Raw genomic sequence first — 25,291 nt, forward strand, 5'->3', positions numbered from 1 at the left:
TCTTCCGCTCTTGTACAGTCATGCATCTATCTCGCCGTCGGATCCACGGCTGGCGGCGGGGTGGGTGCACTGTACGAGCCCGCATCTGGCTCCGAGCAGATGCTCTTAACAACGATATCACACCATGAGCTCAGAACACGAATCAGGGGAGAACTTTCCCCGTATGCGACGCGAGAAGGAGAAAGTCCATGAGAAACTGGAAAACGGTGAAGGAATTGGCTGGGACGGGAAGACGCTCCGGGAACAGTTCGAAGAACTTGAGCAGAAGACCGAGGAGTCAGACCACTACGCTGGCTTCGAGAAACTCGAGTTCAAAAACGAAGAACCGATCGAGTACGAACAGATGTTTGCGCAGTTGCGGGGTGACCTCGTGACTGCACGGGAAACATCGAAGGAGGTGGCCGCAACACCAATCGTTGAGCAGGAGGGTGAACTCTGTTATGGCCTGTTCACTCCGGAAGGCGACTCTATCGCTGTCTCGACGGGGATCATCGTGCACATCCACACGATGAGCGAGGCCATCAAATACATGATTAACCACGATTACGAGGAGAGTCCCGGTATCGAACCGGGCGATATCTTCGTCAACAACGACACGCACGTGGGCGACGTGCACCCGTGCGACATCATGACACTCATCCCCATCTTCCATGAGGGTGAACTTGTCGCTTGGGCCGGTGGCGTCAACCACGTTATCGACGCCGGTGCGATTGGTCCTGGTAGTATGAACGTCTCGCAGGCCTCGCGCTTCGGTGACGGTGCCTACTACACAGCCCGGAAGATCGGCGAAGACCTCGAGATATACAACTCTTGGAAGAACGACTTCCCAGACAAGACACGGACGCCGGACTTCCTGAAACTCGATGAGAAGACGCGGATGACTGGCTGTTTGATGATTCGGAACGCGGTCAACGACATCATCGACGAGTATGGCATCGAGCGGTTCAAGCAGCTCTCGCGTGAGGCAGTCGAAGACGGTCGTCGGGGCTTCCGGAGTCGCATCCAGAAAACGATGCTTCCGGGCACCTATCGAGGGGCCTCTTTCGTCGACGCCCTTTACGAGGGACAGAGCAACCTCACCCGTGAGTATGCAAATGAGAACCACCTCATGCATGCTCCCTCTGAGCTGCACGTCCGCGAAGACGGGTCCTTCCAAGTCTCTTTCGAGGGCGCGAACAAGTGGGGGTGGCATCCGTACAACTGCACGCCAGCCGCCATTCAGGGTGGTATCTGGGTGATGCTCACCCAAACGGTCATCCCTAACTCGAACGTCAACGACGGCGCGTACTACAGTTGTGACTTCCACCTACCGGTCGGGTCGTGGGCAAACACACAGAATACGGAAACCGCCCACGCGTATGCCTGGCACTTCCTTGTCTCCGCTTGGGCTCCGCTCTGGCAGCACCTCTCACGAGGCTACTACTCACGCGGCTTCTGGGAGGAAATCAACGCGGGCAACGCTAACACTTCGAACTGGCTCCAAGGCGGCGGTATCGACCAGTTCGATAAGCTCCACGCGGTCAACTCCTTCGAGTCGGCCTGTGAGGGCGTCGGTGCCCGGTACGTTGAGGACGGCGAACCTCACGCCGCAGCTATTTGGAACCCTGAGGGTGACATGGGTGACGCCGAAGTCTGGGAGATGACTGAGCCGCTGCCGTTCCTCGGCCGCGCAGTCAAGCCCAACACGGGTGGCGCAGGACGCCGCTCGGGTGGTGCCGGCTTCGAGTCGATGCGGACAGTCAAGGACGTGAGCCGCTGGTTGCTCTACGAGATGGGCAATGGATACATGACCAGTGACGGTGGTCTTTTCGGTGGCTACCCCGCGGCATCGGGCTACATTCTCAACGCCCAAGACACGGACCTCAAAGAGCGCTTCGAGAACGGCGAGGACTACCCACAGCACGACCTCGACCCCGAAAGCGGCGAGTTCGAGTCCAAAATTGACGGCGAGATCACCCGTCGTCCTGAAGGTATCAGCACGCCCAAGCAGTTCGATGATTACGACATGTACCTGAACTACCTCCGTGGCGGTTCAGGCTTGGGCGATCCGCTTGAGCGAGAGCCCGAAGACGTCCTCTCTGACATCCACGATGGCTACGTCCTTCCACGGCACGCCAGGGATGCGTACGCCGTTGTCGTCGAGAAAGTCAACGACGAGGCAAAGCACAACTCCGCGGTTCAGGGTGAGTGGGAACTTGACGAAGACGCAACCGAGGAACTCCGTGAAGAGCGGATGCAAGAGCGTGCCGAGAAGGCACAACCTGTCTCGGAGTGGTACGAAGAAGAGCGCGATCGAATCCAGAACGAGGACAACCTCATCGACGACGTGAAAAAGACCTACGAGAGCAGTATGCGGATGAGCAAGCAGTTCGCCGACTTCTACCACGAGTTCTGGGAGCTGCCGGAAGACTTCGAGTTCACTCTCAGCGAGAAAGCCGAGCGGTCGCTCGACAACCGGTTCAAAACGGGCACGAAAAAGAAGTGGAAGAACCCGACGAAAGGCCACGAAACGTGGCTTGGCGTCGGTCGTGACGACGAACCGGAGGTGCCGTACACATGGACGGCCGAGCGGTCGATCCGCGACCTGCCGACCCCGAAAGCATCGTTCGGTGACGAAACCACCGGAAAAGCAATGGACGACGACTAAGAGGTGAATACACATGCCAGAATCCTACCCACGCGAACACATCGAAGACCTTGTCGACGACAACCTAGAGTGGAACCAGTTGCACAACATGATGAGCGACTTCAAAGATGCGGACCGATTCCAGAAGGTCCGTGATGTCTTGCAGGAGCGGGTTGATTGGGACGACCCAATCGTCATCCCGTATGCAGACCACCTGTATGTCGTTGCGAAATCCGAAGACCGATGGGTCATCAAGTGTGACTGCGGCCACGAGTTCTGCGAACACGACGAGAACTGGAAAGCAGACGCGCTCATCAACGTCCGCGACTCCGAAGAAGAGTATCTCGAGATCTACCCGGAGGATATGCATCCCCACCCCGATTATATGGAACTGCGGGAGTTCTTCTGCCCGGGCTGTAAGACTCTACTTGAAGTGACGAACGTCATGCCGGGCTACCCGCTCATTCACGAGTTCGAGCCGGATATTGAGACGTTCTACAACGACTGGATCGACGAGCCGATTCCGACCCCAGAAGGCCAGTCGGCGTAACATCCTGGCGATTTCCTTTCATTCCACATTCGAGAAACAACCATGTTAGAACAGAGTCCACCGACGCTGAAGCATCTCTATGAGTCGGTTCTTCGTAGGTACGAGAACGCACCCGCGATTACGTTCGGCGATGAGACGCTGACCTATGGTGACCTTGAGGAGCATTCGGCGCGTCTCGCCAGTGCACTCGTTGAGCGTGGCCTCCAGTCTGAGGACCGCGTCGGGATTTTGCTGTCGAACTGCCCGGAGTACGCCGTGAGCGACGTCGCACTCGCTCGTGCAGGTCTCGCAAAAGTGCCGCTAAACGACATGCTGTCGGCAGCGGACATCGAGTATATGTTGGACAACAGCGACGCAAGTGCGCTTATCGTCGGGCCGAACTTCGTCGAGACTGTTGAGGCAGTCGCCCCGAACGTACCGACGTTGGAACAAATCATCACCGTTGACGGCCCAGGTAGCCCAGAGCTGGAGCGCACACACCAGGTCGAATCATTCGACCACCTGGTCGAAACGGCCGATCCGGTCGCTCCGGATGTCGAAGTTTCGAAGTCTGCTCTTGCCGGTGTCTTCCACACGGGTGGGACAACCGGTGACCCCAAGGGCGTGAAACACACTCAAGAGAATCTCGCGTTGAACGCGATCGCACACGCAATCGAGCTCAACATCCAACCCCGTGACAGGCTCTTGTTGATGACACCTCTCCCACACTCGGCTGGCCTCATCATGGCTGGCGGGTTGACACAGGGAAGCCATCACGTCGTAACACAGGGGTTTGACGCCGAGCGCGCGCTCAAACTCATCGACCAAGAGGACATCTCATGGACGTTCATGGTGCCGACGATGGTGTACCGGATCCTCGATTTGCTTGACACAGATGAGTACGACACGTCGACGCTTGAGACGCTCGTCTACGGCGCGGCACCGATGAAGCCAGATCGATTGCGTGAAGGACTGAACAAGCTTGGCAACGTCTTCCTCCAACTGTACGGGCAATACGAAACCCCGGACCTCATCACTGTCCTGCCAAAAGCAGCTCATGATCCTGCTGACGAAGAACGGTTGTCGTCATGTGGTCTCCCAACCACGATGTGTGAAGTGAAAGTTGTTGACGAGAGCGGCGAACAGGTCCCACCCGGCCAGCCGGGTGAGATTCTGGCACGCGCCGCCTACTCTATGGACGGATACTACGAGATGCCAAAAAAGACCGCAGAGACAGTTGAGAACGGTTGGGTTCACACTGGCGATATAGGGAAGATGGATGAAGACGGCTACTTTTACATCGTTGACCGGGATTCAGATGTCATCGTCAGCGGCGGGATGAACGTCTACTCCGTCACCGTCGAAGAAGTCGTTCAGCAACACGACCAGGTCGCAAACGTCGCCGTCATCGGCGTGCCTGATGACGAATGGGGCGAAGCGGTCAAAGCCGTCGTTGTCCCAGAAGGCGACACCGTTGACCAGGCGGACATCAGGTCGTTCTGTCTTGATCATTTGGCAGATTACGAGGTGCCGAAATCCGTTGATGTTGTCGAAGAACTTCCGACAACGCCCTACGGAAAGCTCGATAAAAAACGGCTCCGCGAACCCTACTGGCAGGACCACTCACGCCAAATTAGCTGACCCATGGTCTCGAAAATCGACCACCTTGGTATCCTCGTTGCTGACATCAACGCCACCAAGGAGGTGTTTGAGGTGCTCGGCCTTGAAGTCGGAGCCGTCGAACATGTCCCGACGTTCGGCGTCGAGATCGCGTTCATTAGGGTCGGTGACAGTTTAGTTGAGCTTGTTGAACCGGTTGACGATGACTCGGAGATTGCTGGTGATCTTGAAGCGACGCCGCAGTCGGCACTGTTACACCACGTTGCGTTCCGCGTCAATGATATTGAATCCAAATTGGCGAAACTCCGCGACGCTGGTGTGCCACTAGCAGACGAAGAGCCTCGCCGGGGTGCAGGCGGCGCGAGCGTCGCGTTTCTTGACCGACAGGCGGCCAACGGCGTCCGGGTTGAACTTGTTGAGCGAGAGGCGGATGTAGTACTTGACTAGCTACTGGAAGAAAGACCTCCAATTTATACGGAACACAGGAGAAAACCCACGGCTGGCCGTGGGTAGCTCAAACTGGTCAGCGAGGTGAATACCCCGACCCACCGTGGTCGGGCATGAAGCCGACCCACAGGGAGACAAACCATCAACTCGAAACATCACTAATCAGGAGACAGCGATGGAATACAGTCACCGCTACCACGCCCACCCGACCGGGAAGGTAGCGGACAGGCTGGAACACCATCTCGACGTTCATCGCCAACTCTACAACCACGTCCGCTGGGACTACGAGAACAGTCCCGAGGGCGACAAGCCGTCCGAGTACGACCAGAACAACAAACTCCCCGAGTGGAAGCGCAAGTGGCCGGTGTTCGGTGAGTTGCACTCGAAGGCCGCACAAGCCACCGTTGCACGCTTCCACCGTAATCTCTTGAACCTTCGCAAGAAGAAAGAGAAGGGATACGGTGTTGGTCGGCTCAAACGGCAATCACCAACCGACTACCGGAGCGTGACGTACAGCCAGTCTGGTTTCGACCTGTACGGCACGCACGTCGTGCAAGTCGAAGCACGAGGGACAACGAAGGAGTGCGCCCGGTGTGGTGTGGAGACGGCGAAGCCCATCTGGGTCAGGGAACACTCCTGCCCGTCATGTGGATTCGAGTGTGACCGTGACGCGAACGCTGCGATGAACGTCTTACAGAGAGGGTTTCAGGAGTTAGGGCTGGGATGGCCCGAAGCAACGCCTGTGGAGACTGTGACCGCTACGGACACCGCTGATTTCCAGTGCGTGTCTGCAAGTCACGTCGTCGAAGCAGGAAGCCTGCCCTCGTGAGAGCAGGATTCCCCGCGCCACCGTGCGCGGGGTAACATTCAAAACAGCGAAACATATGCCAGCAGTATTCGTGGCAATACTTAATTAGAAGAATTACCTCGTAGGTTGGTACCAGCCACCAGACTCATATGACGTGGATACAATCGGCAACAGTACGTAGTTCATGCGTCAACGTTGTTGCAACCGGAGCTACAGTCGGGAGAAATAGGACATGATACTAGGCTTAACACATAGAGTCGTTCTCTGAACAGATGCTCAGAATCGAATTTCAGATACAGTTGTCCGGTATTTCGTCACGAATCGTTGACATCGACGACCAAGTCGGGAGTGTTGAGATAGACAATGCATTGCCAGTGGCGGGTGATTCGGTCTTTCTCTTTCTAACTGCCCAGTTCGATTCTGATGTTTCGGAGAAAGAACTCGCAGAGAAGCTATCTGACATACGAATAGTAGATATGTCGAAGGCAGAGGTGAACCAGCATACATACTATCTCGGTGTGATAGCTCCGCTTTCGGACGCATCTGTACTTTCAATACTGACCGAAAACCAGGCAATTCCGCATCGGATCGTCGGGCAGAATGCACACCTTGATGTGGTCGCATCGGTCCGCGACTGGAACCACCTCAAGGAAGTCGCCAGTACTATCGAAGACGAGCACGGTTCACTGGAACTAGTCGGAACGACACAGACTGAGACGATTGGGTACCCACTCGGCGGCAACAAAATCAAACAGAGTATGTCTGGTAAATTATCAGACAAACAGCTGGAGGTGCTGGAAACCGCCTACAAGATGGGGTATTTCAAAGTCCCACAAGAGGTGACGGCAGAAGAGATTGCAGGCGAACTTGATATTAGTAGATCGACGCTGAGCGAACGGCTCCGCCGGGTTGAGCATAACTTCTGTGAATTACTGTTCGGGGCCCAAGAATGACGACGATCCTCATTATCAACTCCGTCGAACAACAGCCTACCGTCAAAGAAGTTCTGGGCTCGGTTGTGAGCCAAGGCGAGACAGTTTACTTTCTCCGATTGCCAACTGTCCGCTGTCTCGGCCCACTGATTCAGGACGTAAACCCGATGCTCGAATACGGTGTCGAATACACTATCAATTGTCTCTCGAAGGGGTACGACGTTGCAGAACTTGTCGAATTTGCTGTCGAAACTGACGCCGATCGCATCTGTATCGGGATTTCCGAACGGACAGTAACCGGCAAAGCCCGAATCGATGACTTGACACAATCGGTGCTACTTCACGACCGGATCTCTGGCGACTGCGTGGTCGGTGAGCACGTCATCATTCTGGAGGAACTCGAATATGCGTAGTGACGTGATCATCCGGTTGACGCGCCCGCATCAAGCCGTTACATCACCAACGGAGAAAAGCAACAATGAGTCAAACTGACCAGAACAAGGCCGAAGAGCGTCGCACGGAAGTGCGCGAAGAAAAGGAGAAAGTCCGTAAGAAACAGCAGCGAAACGAAGGCATCGGTTGGGACGGTAGGACACTCCGCGAACAACTGGCTGAACTTGAAGACAAGACGGAGGCAACGGGTCACTACGCGGGATTCACAGAGTTATCGCTGAAAGATGACGAGCCGATACGATACGAGCAACTCTTTTCTCGTCTTCGAGGAGATCTCGTTACTGCACGAGAAACCTCGAAAGAAGTCTCTGCAACTCCCATCGTCGAGCAGGAAGGTGAACTTTGCTACGGCCTGTTCACCCCAGAAGGAGATTCTATCGCCGTTTCAACGGGCATTATTGTCCACGTCCATACGATGAGTGAGGCAATCAAGTTCATGATAAATCACGATTATGAGGAAAGTCCCGGTATCGAACCGGGTGATATCTTCGTCAACAACGACCCTCACGTCGGGGACGTTCACCCCTGTGACTTGATGACACTCATTCCTATTTTTCATGAAGGAGAACTCGTCGCTTGGGCCGGTGGCGTCAACCACGTTATCGATACGGGTGCTATCGGTCCTGGTAGCATGAACGTCTCACAGGCCTCGCGCTTCGGTGACGGTGCCTACTACACCGCACGAAAGATTGGTGAGGACTTTGAACTGTACAACTCTTGGAAGAAGGAATACCCCGCTAAGACGCGGACACCAAACTTCCTGAAACTCGACGAACGAACCCGTATTACTGGCTGTTTGATGATCCGGGACTCGGTCAAGGAGATGATTGGGAAAACGGGGGTTGATACATTCAAACAACTCTCGCGGGAAGCAATCGAGGACGGCCGTCGGGGCTTCCGCAGTCGAATCAAGGAAACAATGCTTCCGGGCACCTATCGTGGCGCCTCCTTCGTCGACGCTCTCTATGAGGGACAAGAGAACGTTACCCGCGAGTACGCAAAAGAGAACCATCTCATGCATGCTCCCTCTGAGCTGCACATTCGCGAAGACGGCTCCTTTCAGGTCTCTTTCGAGGGCGCAAACAAGTGGGGCTGGCATCCGTACAACTGCACGCCAGCCGCCATCCAGGGCGGCATCTGGGTGATGCTCACCCAGACTGTGATCCCAAATGAGTTGGTCAACGACGGCGCGTACTACGCCTGTGATTTCCACCTACCGGTCGGGTCGTGGGCAAACACACAGAACACTGAAACCGCCCACGCGTATGCCTGGCACTTCCTCGTCTCTGCCTGGGCTCCGCTCTGGCAGCATCTCTCACGTGGGTATTATGCACGCGGCTTCTGGGAGGAAATCAACGCGGGCAACGCCAACACTTCAAACTGGCTCCAAGGCGGTGGTATCGACCAATTCGATAAGCTCCACGCAGTCAACTCCTTTGAAGCCGCCTGTGAGGGTGTTGGTGCCCGATACGTTGAAGACGGAGAGCCACACGCATCGGCAATCTGGAATCCCGAAGGTGACATGGGCGACGCTGAAGCATGGGAACGAGTCGAACCATTACCGTTCCTCGGCCGCGCGGTCAAACCGAATACAGGTGGCGCTGGTCGTCGTGCGGGTGGGGCGGGTTTTGAATCAATGCGAACGATCAAGGATGTGAGCCGCTGGTTGCTCTACGAGATGGGCAACGGCTACATGACTAGCGATAGCGGTCTGTTCGGCGGCTATCCCGCAGCCTCAGGGTATATTCTCAACGCTGAGGACACAGATCTCGAAGAGCGCTTCGAGAACGGCGAGGACTACCCACAGCACGACCTCGACCCTGAGAGCGGCGAGTTCGAGTCCAAAATCGACGGCGAAGTGACTCGGCGACCAGAAGGTATCAGCACACCAAAAGAATTTGACGACTACGATGTGTATCTGAACTACCTCCGTGGGGGTTCTGGACTTGGTGACCCGTTAGAGCGTGACCCTGAAGATGTATTGTCTGACATTCATGATGGATATGTCCTCCCGAGACACGCCAAAGATGCGTACGCTGTCGTCGTTGAGAAGATCGATCACGACGCGAAACACAATTCTGCCGTCCAAGGGGAGTGGGTGCTTGACGAAAAAGCCACCGAGAAACTTCGTGAACAACGGATTGATGAGCGTGCCGAGAAAGCCCAACCAGTCTCCGAGTGGTACGACGAGCAGCGCGACCGCATTCGGGACAACGGAGACCTGATTGACGACGTAAAAAAGACCTACGCGAGCAGCATGCGGATGAGTAACCAGTTTGCTAACTTCTTCCGCGAGTTCTGGGATTTGCCCGATGACTTCGAATTCGATCTCAGCGACCAAGCTCAGCAATCACTGGACAACCGATTTGACTCCGGACTCCGTCCGATGTGGGATAATTTCACACAACGACACAAAACTTGGCTCAACGTTGACGACGAACCATACGTACCGTACACATGGACGAACCGGTCAATTCAGGATCTCCCCAACCCAGCATCAACATTCAAAAACGAGGAACAAACAACCGATCACGAGTGAGAGGATTATTCTGACGCACAGGAGAGTTGGTTGTGTTGACACCAGCGACAGTGATCACCAGACGCGAACCGGTCAAACGACAGGTCCGAGATCTCGTTCATCATCGTCGTGACTTCGGACTTAACTGCTGAGAGGTCAGCCTCGCTGAAGCGCCGGGATTCGATTTTCGGGCCGATCTCGCCGACATATGCGTATCCGGCCCGCGTAACCGGCTCGTCGTACAAGCCACGGCATGCGAGCAAGTAGATCGGTAGTTGCTTGTCGTCGTCCAAATCTCGATGCCGTTCGGTCGCCTTGTAATCGACAACGACCAATTCGTCAGCGGACGTTCGGTAGACCGCGTCGATATACCCGGTGAGTTCGTGCCCGTTGAGGTTGATCTCGAATTCGCGTTCGGCATCAATAATCTCGTAGTCGGAGATGTCCAGTTCGAAGTACCGGTCAATACACTGCATGGCCGCTGGCAGTGCGTCCTCGGCGCGGCGCTGACTGGCGAGACGCTCGCAAATTTCGTACCACTCCTCGCGGTTCTGGACACTCTGGTTTGCAGCTTGCTCAGCGGTGTCGTGGAAGAGAAGTCCGATATCGCGTTGCGACACACCATCAGTACCCTCACCGGTCGATGCCTGGTAATCCGGGAACGCGTTGATCACGTAGTCGAGGTAGTGGCTGCGCGGGCACTCCTCGTACGCCGCCAGCGACGTGTAACTGTGCGAAAGCGACGGATTCGGCGTCGGCGGCCCAGTCAGTGCCTCAACGTGGAGTGTCGACCGCTCACCGGCTGTTGTCAGGTTACCATCGAGCGATGCTGTAGCGAGATTTAACACGCGGTCGCGCGCTGTCTCAACCGCGACGTCGTCGCCAGCATAACGGACTGTGCCGCCAACCCCGCCAACCGTGTCCAGCGCCACGGTGTCGGTCCAATCGACTGCCGCTGGTGGGAGACACTCTTGGACATCATCCCAAATCGGGAGATGGCCACGCTCTGGCTGCCACGGAATCCGGGACGGCAGCATCTCACGAACTGCGTCGGACATGAGAGTGGTGTCCTCACCAGCGTCATCTACCTCGCTGCCACCCTGTAGAACGAGAACATCTTCGGCGCGCGTAATCCCGACATGGAACACACGCCGGGTCTCACGAGCATCACGCTCGACGAAATCCTCGGCGAACGCTGCCTCTGCGCCATCCGAGAGGCTGGTTTCGAGCGCGTCGTAGGTGCGTGAACTCGGCGCCCACTCGTCAGCCGTGACTTGCGGAATGAGAACCACCGGGAAGTCCAGACCCTTGCTCTTGTGGATGGTCATCACGTTGACCGCGTCGTCGGCGACATCCGGCTGACTCGTCGGCGTGGACCCGCTCTCGTCGAACAGCGAGTCGTAGTGTTCGAGCGAGTCGATGAACTCCGGAGTCAGCGGCGGCTGGACGGCGCTATCACCATACTGTTCGATCACATCCTCGAGTTGCACGAGGTCACGGCGCTCTTGCTCACTGAGGTACCACTCAATGTTCGTGATATCCGTGAGTTCGCGGTACAGGTGGCTGAGCGACGCGGAGTCCCGGATATCAAGGAGTTCTGTGACGTGCTTGCGAGCCTCCGCGACACGGTCGGGCTCTTCGAACTCCTCGAGCGGCGCTCCCCGAAGCGTATCCACGAGAGAATCGTCGCCCGCGTTGAGTGTGCGGAGATCTGCGTCGCACACGCGGTACCGCATTTGCAAGACGCGATTCCAACTCACCTCGTCGTCGGTCCGCGCGAGCGCTTTCAGGTACGCGGTGACGGTCCCGACACCAACCGACTCCGTGGCCAAATCACCAGCCACCTGGTACGGGATCCCGGCGTCTTCGAATTCCTCGATAACAGGCGTTGCGTGATCGTTCTTCCGGACAAGCAGCGCAATATCACCTGGGTCATACGCCTCGTCGAGTTGCTCAGCGTCGCCGCTCAGCAAATTCTGGACGACAGTGCGAAGCTGGCCTGGGCCGTCCGCCTCGGCATCCTCGTCCGGCAGTTCAATGGTGGCGACAGTATCGCCGTCGTACGCGGGTTCGTCGATGCGGGTGAGCGTCTTGTGTCGCTCGCGGTGGTCGAGTTTCTGAATCGCTTCGTTGGCGAGGTCGAGGATCGGCTGCCGAGAACGGAAATTCTCCTCCAGTGGTTCGTCGGTGAGCGCGTCGAACACGGCGTCGAGTTCGTCGGTGATGTTGGCGACGTGCGCGCCGCGCCACTCGTAGATCGCTTGGTCGTCGTCGCCGACGACGAACAGGTTGTCCTCGGTAACCAGCGACGTGACGAGGTCGAACTGGAGGCGATCCGTGTCCTGGAATTCGTCGCAGAACACGTAGTCCCACCTGTCAGCAATCTCCTCGCCGACAGGCGAGTCCAGCAGCGCAGCTGTCTCCACGACGAGCCCGTCGAAGTCAATGAGATTCCGGTCGTCGAGTTCGCGTTCGTACGCCGCATACCCCGCCGTCAGGTCGCACGCTGTGAGACAGTCCGAAAGGAACGAATCGAGATGATCAGTGAGTTCGAGATCAAGATCGTCAGGGATGCCTGCCGGCGCACCACTCGCGTACCCCCCGAGCAGATATTTCGGGAGCTTGTACGCGTTGTCCGGTAACTCCTGCTCGCCCGCCTCGTGTGCTTCGAACGCAGCTTCCAGCGCGTCGCAGAGATCCACAAGACGGTCGAGGAAATCGCGTACGCTGGCTTCCATTCCATCCGTGCCCAACTGGTCACGTTCTTTGACGATGTCCGCGCGTGCGTCAGAGAGCGAGTCCAGCACGCTCGACACTGAACGGCCGCCCAGATGGTCGCTGGCAATCGCTTCGACACGGTCGGGGAGCTCAGCGAGCTCGTAGACGCGGTCAGCGGGGCCGAGGAAGGCGTCGATGTCAGCCGGCGTGATGCCGCTGCGCTTCATCGACCCGATGAAGTTCAGCAGCTTCGACGCGGCGCCCGACGCGTACCCGTCACTCCCGTACACGTTGGGTTTGACCGAGCGATACTCGATCTCGTCCAAGACATCCAACACAATAGCGTACTTCTCGGCGTCCGTTGCTACCTCGAAGTCCGGATCGATCCCCGCTTCGTACGCGTAGTCGGTGAGGATCTCGCTACAGATCGAGTGGTACGTGTACGCGTCGATGTCGTACCCTGCTGTCCCGAGTTTCGCGTTGAGCTTCTCACGCATCGAGTCCGCGGCGTTGTTCGTGAACGTCAACGCGAGAATCCGGTCCGGCGAGACGTCTTCCTCGTCGATGAGGTGCTCGATTTTCCGCACCATCGTGAACGTCTTCCCCGTCCCCGCCCCGGCTAGGACACGCATCGGGTACGCATCAGAGTCAATGATGGTCTGCTGTTGGGGCTCCGGCGAGATGTCCTCCTCCGGAACCGGGAACCACGACGGATACTCGTCACGATCGTCGCTCATCGTCGCACCTCCTCCGAGAGGCGATCAGCGCACATCTCCCGATAGTCACAGTCCGGGCACGCTTCCTCGTTAATGAGGTCGAACGGCTCGGGCTCGTAGGAGTCGCTCGTGATGCCGTCGTGCGCGGCGCGAATGAGCGCCCAGATCGTGTCATAGTGCTCGTCGTAGATGGCCGTGGTTTCCCGCGGATACCCGCGCGCAGACACCTCGTACCCACTCGGGGTACTCTCAAAGGACGTGCTGTTGAGCACCCCGTAGAAACTGAACCGGACCTCCATCCCGTCCTCGTAGAACGGTTCGTTCTTCACGCCCTCAATATACGCCGCGGTCTGGAACGCATTCCGGACCCGCTTTGGCTCGTGGCTCTCTCCATCAAGGTGCTCACCGAGATACGCCGCTGTCCCGGACGACAGTACGCCGCGCGTGTTCCGTTTGTAGTCGATGACGTGGAGCCCGTCTTCGGTCCGAAGGACGTTATCTGCTTTTCCGTGCAGCGCACGCCCGTCCCGTTCGCACTCCACCCAGCACTCAGTAGCGAGTGACTGGCGAGCGTGGTCAATGCCGTCCCCGCCGTCTGGATCGAAGAACGCGTCAATCCCAGCGCGGTTCTCAGCTCGCTGGTACTCCTGATGGGCCTCGGATTCGTAGTCCTCCGGCGTGCTGTGTTCGGCCCACTTCGCCTCGAAGATGTTCATCGCGCGCTCGTGGATTGTCTCTGGCGCGTCGTCTGCGTCAGTCGCGTCACACACGTCCTCGATTGTCTCGTGATAGATTATCCCCTGGTTGAGATACAGTTCGGTGCGGTCCGGCGTGGTGACGTCCTGGGCGTACCCGTAGTCGTACTGTCGCGGACATGTCGCGTACGTCGCCAACCGAGACGGAGAGAGCGAACCGTCGCTCATCGCCGCACCTCCCCGTTCGCGAACTCGACACGCGCACGCAACGCGTCCCGGAGCTCATCACCGCGCTCCCCACTCTGCGCAAGCAAGTCTTGAATTTCTCCCAGTTCCGCTTCGACTTCGTCAAGCGACACTGTCACGTCTTGACTATTCGCGCGGCGGACATCGGCGAGCGCGTCGTCAACCCGCGACAGGAGGTACTTTTCTGCCGCTTGCTCACTCGTAATCTGTGGCTCGTCGGCTTCGGTCACCCATGGGAGATCCTCATACGCCGCTGTGAGGAACCGCGACGCCTGCGCGCGTTCTTCGAGTGCTGTGTCCTCGTACTCGTAGAGACAACAGTACAGCCGCTCCGTCGCCGCACCCGCACCGACAGCCAACAGTCGCCGCGCGTGCTCTGTGTGATACCGCGCGAACGGCCGACTTGACGCCGTCGACGTCGTCGGGAACGTCGCACCCACATCTGCTCCATCGAGTTGCGTGACGCCCGGGTAATCCGGCATCGACGCGACACGCGCCGTCGGGAACAACCGCGTCAGGAACGCGTCGCCCGGGTACTCGCTATCGACGAGATTCACGAGAAACACCGCGCGGAACGACTCGTTTTTGATCGCTTGCAAGTGGTCCACGCGGACACCGCCGTCGAGATCCGTCGCGCTCGTCTGGTTCTGCTGTGGCGCGTACTCGTGGGCGCGCTCAAGCATCTCCTCGAAGGACTCCCACGTCGCGTCCAGAAACTCGGTGTCTTCGAGAAACTCGGCCATTCGGAACGCCCGACGGACGTTTCCGAACTGCGCCCGTGCATCCAACGGACCCGCCCGTTCCGCAATCCGCTCTTTTAATCCGGCGTCTGTCGCCCACCAGCGAATCCCCTCTTCGAGGCCGTCCATCTCGCGGACGCGATCCAACCGCTCCGTCTCGAGACCCGCGCCGTGATTCGGTACCTCATCCTCATCCTCATCCTCGTCGGCGGCCGCAAGATGCCGGACGGCAGCGAGAAGTTCTCGAATCGCAGGATCATCACCAAACCCAGTGACAGTCGTCGATTCCGTCGGAATCCCAGTGCCTTCGAGGGCTTCGATAGTGTCCGTAACAGCACCGCCGCTTTGCTTCGTGGCAACAGCGATGTCGTCGTATCCCCACCCCGACTGCGCAACGAGCTCTTCGATCTCGTTGGCGATCTCGGCGAGTTGTTCGTCACTGGAATCAGTAGCAAGGACAGAAACCGACCCGACATCCGGATCTGCCGGGATCGTTTCCTCGGCGAAGTACTCCGCCGTTGCGGCTGGCCGCGTCGACGGCGTCCCCGCTTGCCCACGTCGGGACTCACTGAACGAGACGTAGTCCGTGACTGGCCCTGCCTCAACCCACGTCCGGCGTACACTCCCGTTTTCCTCGGCGACACAAACGAGGTCACAGTCCCCTACGAGCGCGTCGAGATACGCGCGATCCAGCGGGAAGAACTCCTCAAACTCGACTGCGAGCACCGCCTCGAAATCCACGACATCGTCGCGGGCATCCCCGGTGAGGACATCCAGCGCCTCCGAAATGAGTTGCCCGCGCTCCATGTGCTCGTGCGCGGCGAGCCACTCGTGGAACACGTCAAGCGCAGCTGCGATGTCACGGAGTTCCGGGGTTTCCTCAGGTGTGACCGTCTGCCAAGAGAGCGTACCCATCACGGTGTCCACATCCTCGATGAACGACGGCTGGTCAGACGCCCGTTGGAGGTACGCCGTGTCCCACTCATAGTCCTCGAGGAACCGGTGCAGCAGTTCACGTCTCAACGCATCAGAGAGAATGACGCGGTCGTCCGTCTGGTTGAGGACATCAGTCGCATGCACGACGAGCGACGTCACATACGGCGTCGCCGCGCCAGGCAACTCCGCACCTAACGTCTCCCGGAACGTGTCCGTACTCGTCGGGGCACCCGTAATGACGAGCACATCCTCAGAATCGTACTCCTCGAGGAGCATTCGGTATTCATCTCGCGCCGTGCGTGCCACATTCCCAGCCCCGAATGGCGTCGTGAGTAACACCCCATCGAACCGCCGAAGACCTGACTCACGAGTCACGAAATCCACCTTCTAGTTGCAGAGACCATAGTGTGCGTTTGATAGTGTATCGACCACCAAGTAGCCACGATCAAATAGAACTTCGCCATCGACAGACAGCTATCCTCCGCTACAAATCCGTTTCCGAATCAGAAGGCAAAGCGACTGTCAACCCTGATTCCCGACAAAAACACCGCAGAATCCGCGAGTCCCGGGGAACTTATCCGCCAGGGTGCAGAGTACACGACAGTGTCCGATTCGCATCTCGAAGATCAACTATTAGAAATCGAGCAGCAGCTGGACAGCGTTGAGGAGGTGCCAGCGACAACACTGTCGATCATCGGCCAGCCACGAAAGGAGAAATACTGGGAAGATCTCCTCGTCTACTTTCTCGATCACACGAACCCACACGGGTTTGGGACTGATGTCCTGGATGCGTTCGTGCGGTCGATTGCAGCACACAGTGCCACGAAGCTGCCGCGACCGAGTACCGACCTCACAGCAGTCCAAGTGCAGTCCCAAGTTCCGACCGCAAGCGGGCCGTTCGATATCCTCCTCTGGCTCGAAAATGAGTGGTTCGTTTGTCTCGAGTTGAAAAGCAAATCACCAGAATCCAACGCGCAAACAGTTCGCTACGCAGAGGCACCACAGCTTGGCGACCTCGACGTCGAGACCCACGAGGGCGTGGCCGAATACGTGTACTTAGCGCCAGCGACAGCGGCACCCTCTCAATCCGAGAGATTTGTCGACATCACTTGGGAGCACGTCATCGAGTACTTTGAGCAACTCATGACCGAGAGCCGGGGGCAGTATCCAGCGAAGAGTGAAGCACAGCTCGCTGACTACATCGACACGATCAAACACGAACTCAACATGGGAGACATCACTGACATTTCGACGGAGACCGAGCTGTACATTAAATACGCAGACACGATCGAAACCCTCACAGAAAACTTCGAACGCGACAAAAAGAAGATCTTCAACAGCCTCACCGAGGCGTTCTTTGCCACCGGAGAGTGCCAGAAAAGTGGCTGGACGGTAAATCGGACGCAAAACTACGTGAACTTCTACAAGCCCTCGTGGCGTGACGTCGGCCCCGGTGTCAACATCGAATACGAACCGCACATCGAACTCCAACGTGCACAACCAGTCATCCGTCTCCGACTCGACATCGAGCACGGGGACAAAGAGGCAGTCCGGGAGCAGGTCACAGCGAAATTAACTCCGGGCGACCGTGAGGCGCTTGAGGCTGCCGACTGGGAGTTCACTGACGGGAGTTGGTCGTACCTCGCAAAGCCAGTCCACTTCGATGTAACCGACCCAGAAGCCTCAATCCGCACCGCCGCACACGAACTGCACAACCTCCGCGACATAATTGAGCCACACATCGACTCGACAGTCGAGACCTACTCCAACTCCTGACCGCCACTCCAGTGACCTCAAGAAAGCAAGCCTAACAGACAGGACCCCAACCGGATAACGTGGCATGAATCGGCCGTCGCCTCTACCTACCCTGAAGGCTGCGCTTCGAGCATATCCCGACGCGAAGTCTCCCGTCACGAACCTGTTGCTTGGTCTCGTCGTGCTCGTCTTCTCCATGGAAGTCGCGTTGACAAGCATGCTCCCTCCCGCGACGATCCGGACGGTTGCCACGGGCCTGTTCGGCGTGTATCCCGTGATTGCGTGGCTGTTCGCACCCGTGCTTCACAGCGGCATTCTACATGTCAGTGCCACTGTGCTGGGACTCGTTGTCGTGGGCATCCCCGTTGAACAGCACTGGTCACGACTCCGATACGCGGCATTTCTCCTGCTCACCGGATACGCGACAATTGGAGCTGGCGCCGGAGTGTTATGGCTCTTTTCGGGACAACAAGTCGCATTCTACGGGACGAGCGGGGTGATATACGCGCTTGCCGGATTCGCGCTGACCAATTTCCCCCGTCACGGCGACGCGCTCTCGCCAATCGAGACCGCAGCCATCCTCGTCGGCGGGATCGCAGCCCTCTTAGTGCTCATCGATCCGCTCACCGGGCCCTATCTTGCGCCTCGCTGGATAAACGGCGGGCATACAACCGGGCTCCTGCTTGGACTCCTCACTGGGTGGACAGAGCGAGGCAACTCCCACACCCGCATCCCGGATTCTCCTGACTCTCAGTGAGCCACTGTCCACGAGCAACACCCGTACAAGGACGCCGTCTCCCAGAGTGCCCCCTGCTCAAGTCCCGTGTTGTTCTCATCCTCATTATTTATAGTACCGTTCGAAGCGTGGACTGACTAGTTGGGAACTGAACCAAATCCGTCATGACCCTCAATCAGACATCGAGTGCACTCTTCGGAGTAGATTTGGGACGGAACTAAAATATGAGTGTTATTTCTCCACGTAGGACGGCCGTTCGGCGTAGTCGATGGGATCTGTCGCTCCGAGATTTTGGAATGCCTGGAGTCGAAACGCGCACGCGTCACACGTCCCGCAAGCCGGTTCTTCCGCTCGGTAGCAACTCCACGTCAATTCGTAGGGGACGTTGAGTTCAAGTCCGCGCTCGGCGATCTCTGTTTTCGACCACTCAACGAAAGGCGCAATAAGGTCGATGTTCGTCTCGGGTTTGGTTCCAACGTTCATCACTTGCTGAAACGCGTCGAAAAACTGCGGGCGGCAATCTGGGTATCCGGAGAAGTCCTCGCTGTGCGCGCCGATAAACACCGCTGAACAGTCGTGTGCCTCGGCATAGGAAGTTGCCATCGATAACAGATTCGCATTCCGGAACGGGACGTAGGAACTCGGGATCTCCTCACTCTCCAAATCGGCGTCCTCCACGTCGATATCTGCATCAGTAAGGCTGGAGGTACCGATTCGAGCAAGGTGCCGTGTTTCAACATGGAGAAAGTCTGCTGCGTCAACCTCCTCTGCAAGGGCTTTTGCACACTCGCGTTCCTTGATTTCCGTTTCCTGGCCGTACGAGGTGTGAAAAAAATACGGGTCGTAACCGCGTTTCATCGCCTCGTAAACCGCCGTCGCGCTATCCATGCCGCCCGATACGAGGATCACTGCTCGATTATTGTCTGTCATGAGTTGCTAGTCAAGATTTTCCCAAGCCGTCTTCGAGTGCTGCCACTCCCTGCTGCTGATCATTGCGCATGCAGCTTCACAGGTCATGTTCCTGGTGCGTCGTTCCATAGATCGACATGCAGCCGTGGCGTGTACCGATACCCGTACTCTGTCGCCAGTTCCGCCACCTCATTTCGAGTCTGTTCCAACTGGTCACGGGTCATCCCTTCCGGCATCAACAAGACATCCGAGTCAGCTACGGTCGTACTCGTCGCAGAGCGGACTTGCTTAATGATTGTTTCAATCTCCGGCATATCGTCAGGCCCCGTTACGACGAACTTCAGTTGGCTCTCGTAACTGTCGACGAGTTCCGCAAGCGCTTCCATATTGAGCCGGCGCTTCTCGTGGCGTTCAGCCCACTCGCCGTCACCTTTTGGATCTTTCTGTTCGGTTGGTGTGCTACTCGTCAGTTTCGGGCTGATGCTGGCCAGGTCTATTTGCGCATCTTGGTAGAGAGTCCCGTTTGTCTCGACTGTCGTGTGATAGCCTGCTTCGCTGAGACGGTCAAGCAAGCCTGCTGTCTTGTCGTGCATCAGTGGCTCACCGCCAGTCACCACCACATGGTCAGCCTGGTCATGACTCTCGACCTCGGCGATGATCTTCTCGATGCTCATCCATGCTTGCGTCGGCTCCCACGATGTATGATAGGAATCGCAGAACCAACACCGGAGATTACACCCACTAGTCCGGACGAACACAGACGGGACACCCGCGAGCATGCCCTCCCCTTGCAGTGAGTAGAACAATTCGTTAACAGGGAGACCATCCTCAACATCTGGCTGAGACCGCTCTTCTCGGGTGTCAGCGTCAGCATTAACGGGCATCAATAAGTAGCACAGAGTTCGCCCGTTTCCCGCACTTCAACACCGACATCGGACACGGTATCTGGGAACTCATCGAGCATCCGCTCCTCGAGAACGACACTCATCACTTCTGCCGTTGGGGGATGCTCAAGGACAACTAAGGCGTCCTCATCACCGCTCATCTCAAACGCTTCGATCAAAGGGTCACCTCGTTCAACGAGGAATTTATGATCCCAATCAGATATTACGGAAGTAATTTCTCCTTTATCAACAATCCAGCCTTCATCAGTGAGTTCTCCAGTAACCTCCACTTGGATCTCATAATTGTGTCCATGCGGTCGTGAACACTTCCCGTCATGGTGGAGAATCCGGTGCCCACTACTGATTCGGATTGGTCGGTCAGAACCAACTTTCAAGACTCGTTTATCAGCAGTTAGATCCGTTGTATGTTCTTGACCTTCTTCGAGTAAACTTGAGGGCATACCATGGGATTACTGCGATATTACTTAAAATTGCCTATCAGCACGAAAACAATTCTGTCCGGCCCGTTACTCTTTGATAAATCCCGTATCGTTTCAGTAACAGAGAAAGTGTACCCAACACGTTCTACTTAGTACGAGTATGTTCATGACATTTCACAAAATATTTTCAAATCACGCATATGGAAGAAACGACACCGAAATAACTACTTCCGGTGGGGTTTAGCAGGATTCAAATAACAGGATACATACCTCAGTGTAGGTGACTGAGGAAGGTGCGATTTTATGTACCGGAATGGGAGGATCATGTTGACGCGGAGTATGACTTCGCGACCGACGAGCACTCATCTATCACACGGAGTGAGCGGAATCTTGCGTACATATGGGATGTCTTTGATAGAGATCCCACGGAGACGCCAATCGATGGTATTCTAATATCGCGCGAACAGATCGAGGAGAGCCCTGAGCGTGCACGCCGATTGAAAGAATATGGAGTATACGATGCGCCAGATGATGGGACCACCCTTGCTGTCCCAGAGTGGTTGCCGACGATCAGCGATTGTGGTGCCTGGGGGTACAAGGAGCTCCCCTTCCCGCCTTATGGGAACGAAGAGATGCTCTCCTTTTATGAGAATCTCAACGTCGATATCGGGGTGACGATTGACCACCTCGTACTTGGGAGCGGTCATGCTGCACGACTCTATCTAAACGAGACTGCATTTCCGGACGACTTTGGGGAAACCGATTTACCCGACGTAATCACGGATCACATTGATGTGATGATTGATGAGTGGCCAGAACCTGAATCCTGGCCAGATTATGTCGAAAGCCATGAGCCATCAATAACGAAGGTTGGACCGGCAGAAATGCCAGCAGACCGGCTGTTCGAGATCGCCCTGGGTGAAATCGATCCTGAGGAGGAAGCTGATGAGGTAAAGCGTCGTGTCAAGACCTATCTTCGGAATATCGCTGACGATCCGCGAATTGTCTACCGTGATGACGATATGCAGTTCCGGTATGACTTGACACTAGAAAACCTTCGCCAGATGCGAGAGTACTACGAGTCCGGCGACTATTCGTTCAGGCTCATGTGCGCTATTCAGGGGTGGGATACTGCATCCTACGCTAATGCCACGCGAGCGGCCCTCGCAGCAGGATACAATTATCTCGGGATTGGCGGTGTCGCGGGGAGCCAAGAAGATGCTGTGAAGCGGTACGTCTCTGCGGTTGGCGAGGTGGTGAAAGACTACGAGCGTGCCCATGAAACACGCGTCGACACACACGTCTTTGGCTTTGCCAAGACGGGGGCATTCGACACCATCGGGCGTAGCGGTATGTCGAGTTTCGACAGTGCGAGTATGCTTCGTGCAGCGTGGACTGGTGGGGAGAACTACCACTTGGATACGCCAGGGCAACGTCGTCGGTACGATGCCCTTCGCGTCCGGTATCCAGGACATGCGGGTGATCTTACAGATGCGATCGAGACAGCCCTATGGAGTCAAGAAATCCTCACCGCTCTGCGTGCGTACGACCGTGGCAACGCTCTGACTGACGCAATTGAAACGTGGCACACAGAAGCGAAGCGGTCACTGGCAGCACTCGAGGGACACCTCGCTGAGAACCGTTGGAAGGAGCCGTACAACCAGCACCGAATCCGGGATCTCAAGGAAGCATTCCGTACTGAATATGAGTACGGTCGTGAAGTGAAGGCAAACTTCAGCGACCGGTTTAGGAAGGCGATAATCAAACTCCTTCGAGACGACAACCCCGACAACCCGAAGGACTTCGATGAATATCTTGAGGTCATCCAGAAAGCAGAGGAGTCTCTGGAGCAGTTCCCGCAGACCGTTGACCGGATAAATTACCAACTTGAAAGAGGAGTCCCTGAATGCTCTTTTGGGACGGTGTGGACCGTTGTCGAAGCCTATACAGAATTTACTGGTGATGAGGACCACCGTGACGGGTACCGATCCTTGCTTCGGGATCGGGCGTGGGAAGACTGTTCGTGTCCTGTCTGTACTAGTCTCGGTATTGATGTTGCAATCTTCCGGGGAAACAATCGAAACCGTCGACGTGGGTTCCATAATACGCGCCGATTCTACGACCAATTCGAGCATGAATTGCCAAAACTACTCGTCCTCACGAAAGGTGGAACATCATTAACACCTAGACAACCGGTTGAAGACTTTCTCAGCGAACACCGCAGTCACTTCTGGAAACACGTCCACGACTTACCCGTCGCCGAAGTTGGAGTTGTCACTGCGGAGGGTGTTCATGAGTGGTGGGACCAGCCACCAGAAACCCTGTCATTCGCACCACACAAACTCAAAGAGCAACTCGTCGAACAGTGTGGTCGGTACCAAGCTATCTATATTGATGGGGCGAATTGGGACACGTCGAAGGAGATGCAAACCGCACTTGAATCGGCTGGATGTGACGTGTGGGTATTCGAGACGCCTGCTGACTTACGGGCAGCAGTTCTTGACAGGCTAGACTACGATGAACGGACGATTCCACCGCATCCTGAGCGAGAGAAGGCCAACCAAGTCGGACTCACAGATTTCTAACGATGGACATACTTGTTATCGATCAGTGTTCCAAGTCCAAGGAATATCGTGATGAGTTCTTGCCATACGATGCTGAGACTATCGATGCAAACACAATAGAGGACCTCCGAGAACGACCACAGACGCCAGTAATAGAAGCCCGAAAATTGTATTCTGGCCGCCAGCAGCAGTACGTCGATGACGCACTCGGCAAACTACGGGAGAATGGAGACACTGTCGATCGGTATTTCATTAGCGCAGGATTTGGTTTGGTGGAGGAGACTGACCCCCTCCCGCCGTACAATGTCACTTTTGCTGACTTCTCTCCAACTGAGATTCGGGAGCGGGCTGAAGAGCTTGACATCCAATCCGATATTTTGGCGCTGGTGACCCAGGAGTACGATATTATTTTCTTCGCCTTGGGGAGCGACTACATCAAGACAATGGCTCTTAAGACGGTGCTTGATGCAGTCCCCCAAGATACGTGGGCCGTCTGTTTCAATCAAGAGTCCGTGACTGAGAGATTTTCTAATGCTCTCTCACTGCCGGCACGAACGGAAGAAGCGAAGGCTCAAGAAACGATCGTCGTTGCTCTTAAGGGACGGTACTTACAGAACTTCGCTGATCACCGATCACACGGAAAACAGGTTTCAAGCCTTGGAGATATTGAGACGTTCTGTACGACGGAATACACCGCTCAAAGTGACCTCGATATATCCGATTTCTGAACTGTAATTTTCATTTCATTAACTTTATTACCCAGCCCGAGCTACCCGAGCGCGTCGCGCTATGCTGTATCGAGAACGAACTTTGGAGACCCCACATGGGACAGTCAAAACCCCTGTCCTTTTTCCCGTGAGAAATATCGGGAAGCGGTCTTCTGATAACACACCGGAGTACGTGGATAGTATCCCTGATCTGAATACAGGGATGGTGAACGCTCGGGCAATCAGACAACGCGATCCTCAGTGGGAGCGTATTCAACAGGGGGCGTCGATTCGAGACGAAATGGAGGTCCCGGACGAGACAGTCCTGTTTGCAGATAGTGGTGGCTTCGACTTTGCGGATGATGCGGTTGACACCACCCCAGAACGAACCCTCGAAACGCAACGGGCTATTGGTGCGGATATCTTTGGCACTGTTGATTTACCCATCGCGCGTGAGAACCGGTCAGCAGAAAATCAGCGCCGTATCGAAGAGAGCACGAGACTTGCGCTCACAGCGAGTGATTTGCATGACGGAGAGGAGTTACTCCTCGCAAGTGTTCACGGATATGACCCTGAAACGGTCCGGAATACACTCCGTCATCTTGAGCGAAACGGCGACTTCGATGGGTACGCCGTGGGGAGTATGGTCCCCATTAGGACGGACTATGAAAAGGTTACAAAACTGATACTTGCTGCACGGCAAGCAACTGACAAGCATCTTCATGTGTATGGCCTCGGCGGAATCGTATATCAGCCACTGCTATTGTATCTGGGAGTCGATAGTTTCGACTCAACCGCATTCATTCGAAGTGCAGGGAACCGGAACTACCTGATCCCAGGGTTCGGTGGTGAAGAGTTGCAAAATGTCGAAGAGCTAGATCATCTCCCGTGTTCGTGCCCCGTCTGTAGTTCTCACGACTACCAGACTATTCGGGCTGACCGGGATCTATTGACCCAACATAATCTCTGGTCGCTCGTGACAGAGTTGCGTCGGTTCCGGTTCATGGCCGCTGCCGACGAAGAAATCGAGTCGTACCTCGATCTCCGTTTCCAGGGGAATGCTGTGACACAACGTGCATATCAAATCGCCAAACAACAAGTCCGGAGGCTCACATGAGTGGACGACCCACAGTCCGTCCAGTGACACTAGCCCGGTTGGTCGAACTGACCAATGCCTGCGGCGAGCGTGCCCGAACAACCGAGGCCCTCGAAAGCGAATTGGAGGTAAGTCATCGCCGGGCCCGAGAAACGATTCTCGAGGCAGTGCGAATTGGTCTATTGGATGAAAATACCGCTGAGGATGGGGATGGTC

The 25,291-nt window shown here is 56.3% G+C and carries 19 protein-coding genes; 13 read left to right on the forward strand and 6 right to left on the reverse strand.

Annotated elements, in window-relative coordinates; translation table 11 throughout:
• Window positions 1-163: 163 nt before the first annotated feature.
• From QYL91_RS13630 to QYL91_RS13665, 8 genes are all read left to right on the forward strand, one after another.
• Window positions 164-2,647 (forward strand): hydantoinase B/oxoprolinase family protein, encoded by a 2,484-nt coding sequence (locus tag QYL91_RS13630; RefSeq protein WP_302081041.1) that lies wholly within the window; start codon window positions 164-166, stop codon window positions 2,645-2,647.
• A 13-nt stretch (window positions 2,648-2,660) separates the two neighbouring features.
• Entirely contained in the window at window positions 2,661-3,176 is a 516-nt protein-coding gene (locus QYL91_RS13635; protein WP_302081042.1) for an acetone carboxylase subunit gamma, read from the forward strand.
• A gap of 42 nt (window positions 3,177-3,218) precedes the next feature.
• Window positions 3,219-4,796, forward strand: a complete 1,578-nt coding sequence (locus QYL91_RS13640) for a long-chain-fatty-acid--CoA ligase (protein WP_302081043.1) — start codon at window positions 3,219-3,221, stop codon at window positions 4,794-4,796.
• A gap of 3 nt (window positions 4,797-4,799) precedes the next feature.
• Complete coding sequence (locus tag QYL91_RS13645) at window positions 4,800-5,222, forward strand: VOC family protein (RefSeq protein ID WP_302081044.1); 423 nt, start codon at window positions 4,800-4,802, stop codon at window positions 5,220-5,222.
• A 175-nt stretch (window positions 5,223-5,397) separates the two neighbouring features.
• A complete protein-coding gene (locus QYL91_RS13650) occupies window positions 5,398-6,051 on the forward strand; it encodes a zinc ribbon domain-containing protein (RefSeq protein ID WP_302082875.1) in 654 nt (217 codons plus the stop codon).
• Window positions 6,052-6,302: 251 nt separating this feature from the next.
• Window positions 6,303-6,983: a helix-turn-helix domain-containing protein gene (locus tag QYL91_RS13655; RefSeq protein ID WP_302081045.1), complete on the forward strand. Its 681-nt coding sequence runs from the start codon at window positions 6,303-6,305 to the stop codon at window positions 6,981-6,983.
• On the forward strand, window positions 6,980-7,375 hold the full coding sequence (locus QYL91_RS13660; protein ID WP_302081046.1) for a hypothetical protein: 396 nt from the start codon (window positions 6,980-6,982) through the stop codon (window positions 7,373-7,375). Before QYL91_RS13655 ends, QYL91_RS13660 begins: the two co-directional genes overlap by 4 nt.
• A 65-nt stretch (window positions 7,376-7,440) precedes the next feature.
• On the forward strand, window positions 7,441-9,954 hold the full coding sequence (locus QYL91_RS13665) for a hydantoinase B/oxoprolinase family protein (RefSeq protein WP_302081047.1): 2,514 nt from the start codon (window positions 7,441-7,443) through the stop codon (window positions 9,952-9,954).
• Between the two features lie 5 nt (window positions 9,955-9,959).
• On the opposite strand, the gene QYL91_RS13670 is transcribed toward QYL91_RS13665, so the two are convergent.
• The 3 genes from QYL91_RS13670 to QYL91_RS13680 are packed head-to-tail and all read right to left on the reverse strand — an operon-like array spanning window position 9,960 to window position 16,260.
• On the reverse strand, window positions 9,960-13,388 hold the full coding sequence (locus tag QYL91_RS13670) for an ATP-dependent helicase (RefSeq protein WP_302081048.1): 3,429 nt from the start codon (window positions 13,386-13,388) through the stop codon (window positions 9,960-9,962).
• On the reverse strand, window positions 13,385-14,290 hold the full coding sequence (locus QYL91_RS13675) for a RecB family exonuclease (RefSeq protein WP_302081049.1): 906 nt from the start codon (window positions 14,288-14,290) through the stop codon (window positions 13,385-13,387). The genes QYL91_RS13670 and QYL91_RS13675 overlap by 4 nt, the downstream gene beginning before the upstream one ends.
• Window positions 14,287-16,260, reverse strand: coding sequence for a PD-(D/E)XK nuclease family protein (locus QYL91_RS13680; protein ID WP_302081050.1), 1,974 nt, complete (start codon window positions 16,258-16,260; stop codon window positions 14,287-14,289). Before QYL91_RS13680 ends, QYL91_RS13675 begins: the two co-directional genes overlap by 4 nt.
• A 327-nt stretch (window positions 16,261-16,587) precedes the next feature.
• On the opposite strand from QYL91_RS13680, the gene QYL91_RS13685 reads away from it, so the two are divergent.
• Together QYL91_RS13685 and QYL91_RS13690 are read left to right on the forward strand one after the other, a co-directional pair.
• Window positions 16,588-17,760, forward strand: coding sequence for a PD-(D/E)XK nuclease family protein (locus QYL91_RS13685; protein WP_302081051.1), 1,173 nt, complete (start codon window positions 16,588-16,590; stop codon window positions 17,758-17,760).
• Between the two features lie 64 nt (window positions 17,761-17,824).
• The gene (locus QYL91_RS13690; protein WP_302081052.1) at window positions 17,825-18,496 is read left to right on the forward strand and encodes a rhomboid family intramembrane serine protease; all 672 of its coding nucleotides are present in this window, start codon (window positions 17,825-17,827) and stop codon (window positions 18,494-18,496) included.
• Window positions 18,497-18,706: 210 nt separating this feature from the next.
• Here QYL91_RS13690 and queC read toward each other — a convergent pair whose 3' ends face one another.
• The 3 genes from queC to QYL91_RS13705 all read right to left on the reverse strand — a co-directional run bounded on the left by queC (window position 18,707) and on the right by QYL91_RS13705 (window position 20,729).
• Window positions 18,707-19,405 carry a 7-cyano-7-deazaguanine synthase QueC gene (gene queC / locus QYL91_RS13695; protein WP_302081053.1) on the reverse strand — a complete coding sequence of 233 codons (699 nt, stop codon included), beginning with the start codon at window positions 19,403-19,405 and terminating at the stop codon, window positions 18,707-18,709.
• Between the two features lie 83 nt (window positions 19,406-19,488).
• Window positions 19,489-20,268, reverse strand: coding sequence for a 7-carboxy-7-deazaguanine synthase QueE (locus tag QYL91_RS13700; RefSeq protein WP_302081054.1), 780 nt, complete (start codon window positions 20,266-20,268; stop codon window positions 19,489-19,491).
• Window positions 20,268-20,729, reverse strand: a complete 462-nt coding sequence (locus QYL91_RS13705) for a 6-pyruvoyl trahydropterin synthase family protein (RefSeq protein ID WP_302081055.1) — start codon at window positions 20,727-20,729, stop codon at window positions 20,268-20,270. The genes QYL91_RS13700 and QYL91_RS13705 overlap by 1 nt, the downstream gene beginning before the upstream one ends.
• Window positions 20,730-21,001: 272 nt before the next feature.
• Between QYL91_RS13705 and QYL91_RS13710 the strand changes: the two genes are divergently transcribed.
• The 3 genes from QYL91_RS13710 (at window position 21,002) to QYL91_RS13720 (ending at window position 25,096) form a co-directional block, all read left to right on the forward strand.
• Window positions 21,002-23,293: a queuine tRNA-ribosyltransferase tRNA-guanine transglycosylase gene (locus tag QYL91_RS13710; RefSeq protein ID WP_302081056.1), complete on the forward strand. Its 2,292-nt coding sequence runs from the start codon at window positions 21,002-21,004 to the stop codon at window positions 23,291-23,293.
• 2 nt (window positions 23,294-23,295) lie between these two features.
• Window positions 23,296-24,000 carry a hypothetical protein gene (locus QYL91_RS13715; RefSeq protein WP_302081057.1) on the forward strand — a complete coding sequence of 235 codons (705 nt, stop codon included), beginning with the start codon at window positions 23,296-23,298 and terminating at the stop codon, window positions 23,998-24,000.
• 61 nt (window positions 24,001-24,061) lie between these two features.
• Entirely contained in the window at window positions 24,062-25,096 is a 1,035-nt protein-coding gene (locus QYL91_RS13720; RefSeq protein ID WP_302081058.1) for a tRNA-guanine transglycosylase, read from the forward strand.
• Window positions 25,097-25,291: the final 195 nt, after the last annotated feature.

The sequence above is a fragment of the Salinibaculum rarum genome, from assembly GCF_030505615.1.
Classification (GTDB): Archaea; Halobacteriota; Halobacteria; order Halobacteriales; family Haloarculaceae; genus Salinibaculum; species Salinibaculum rarum.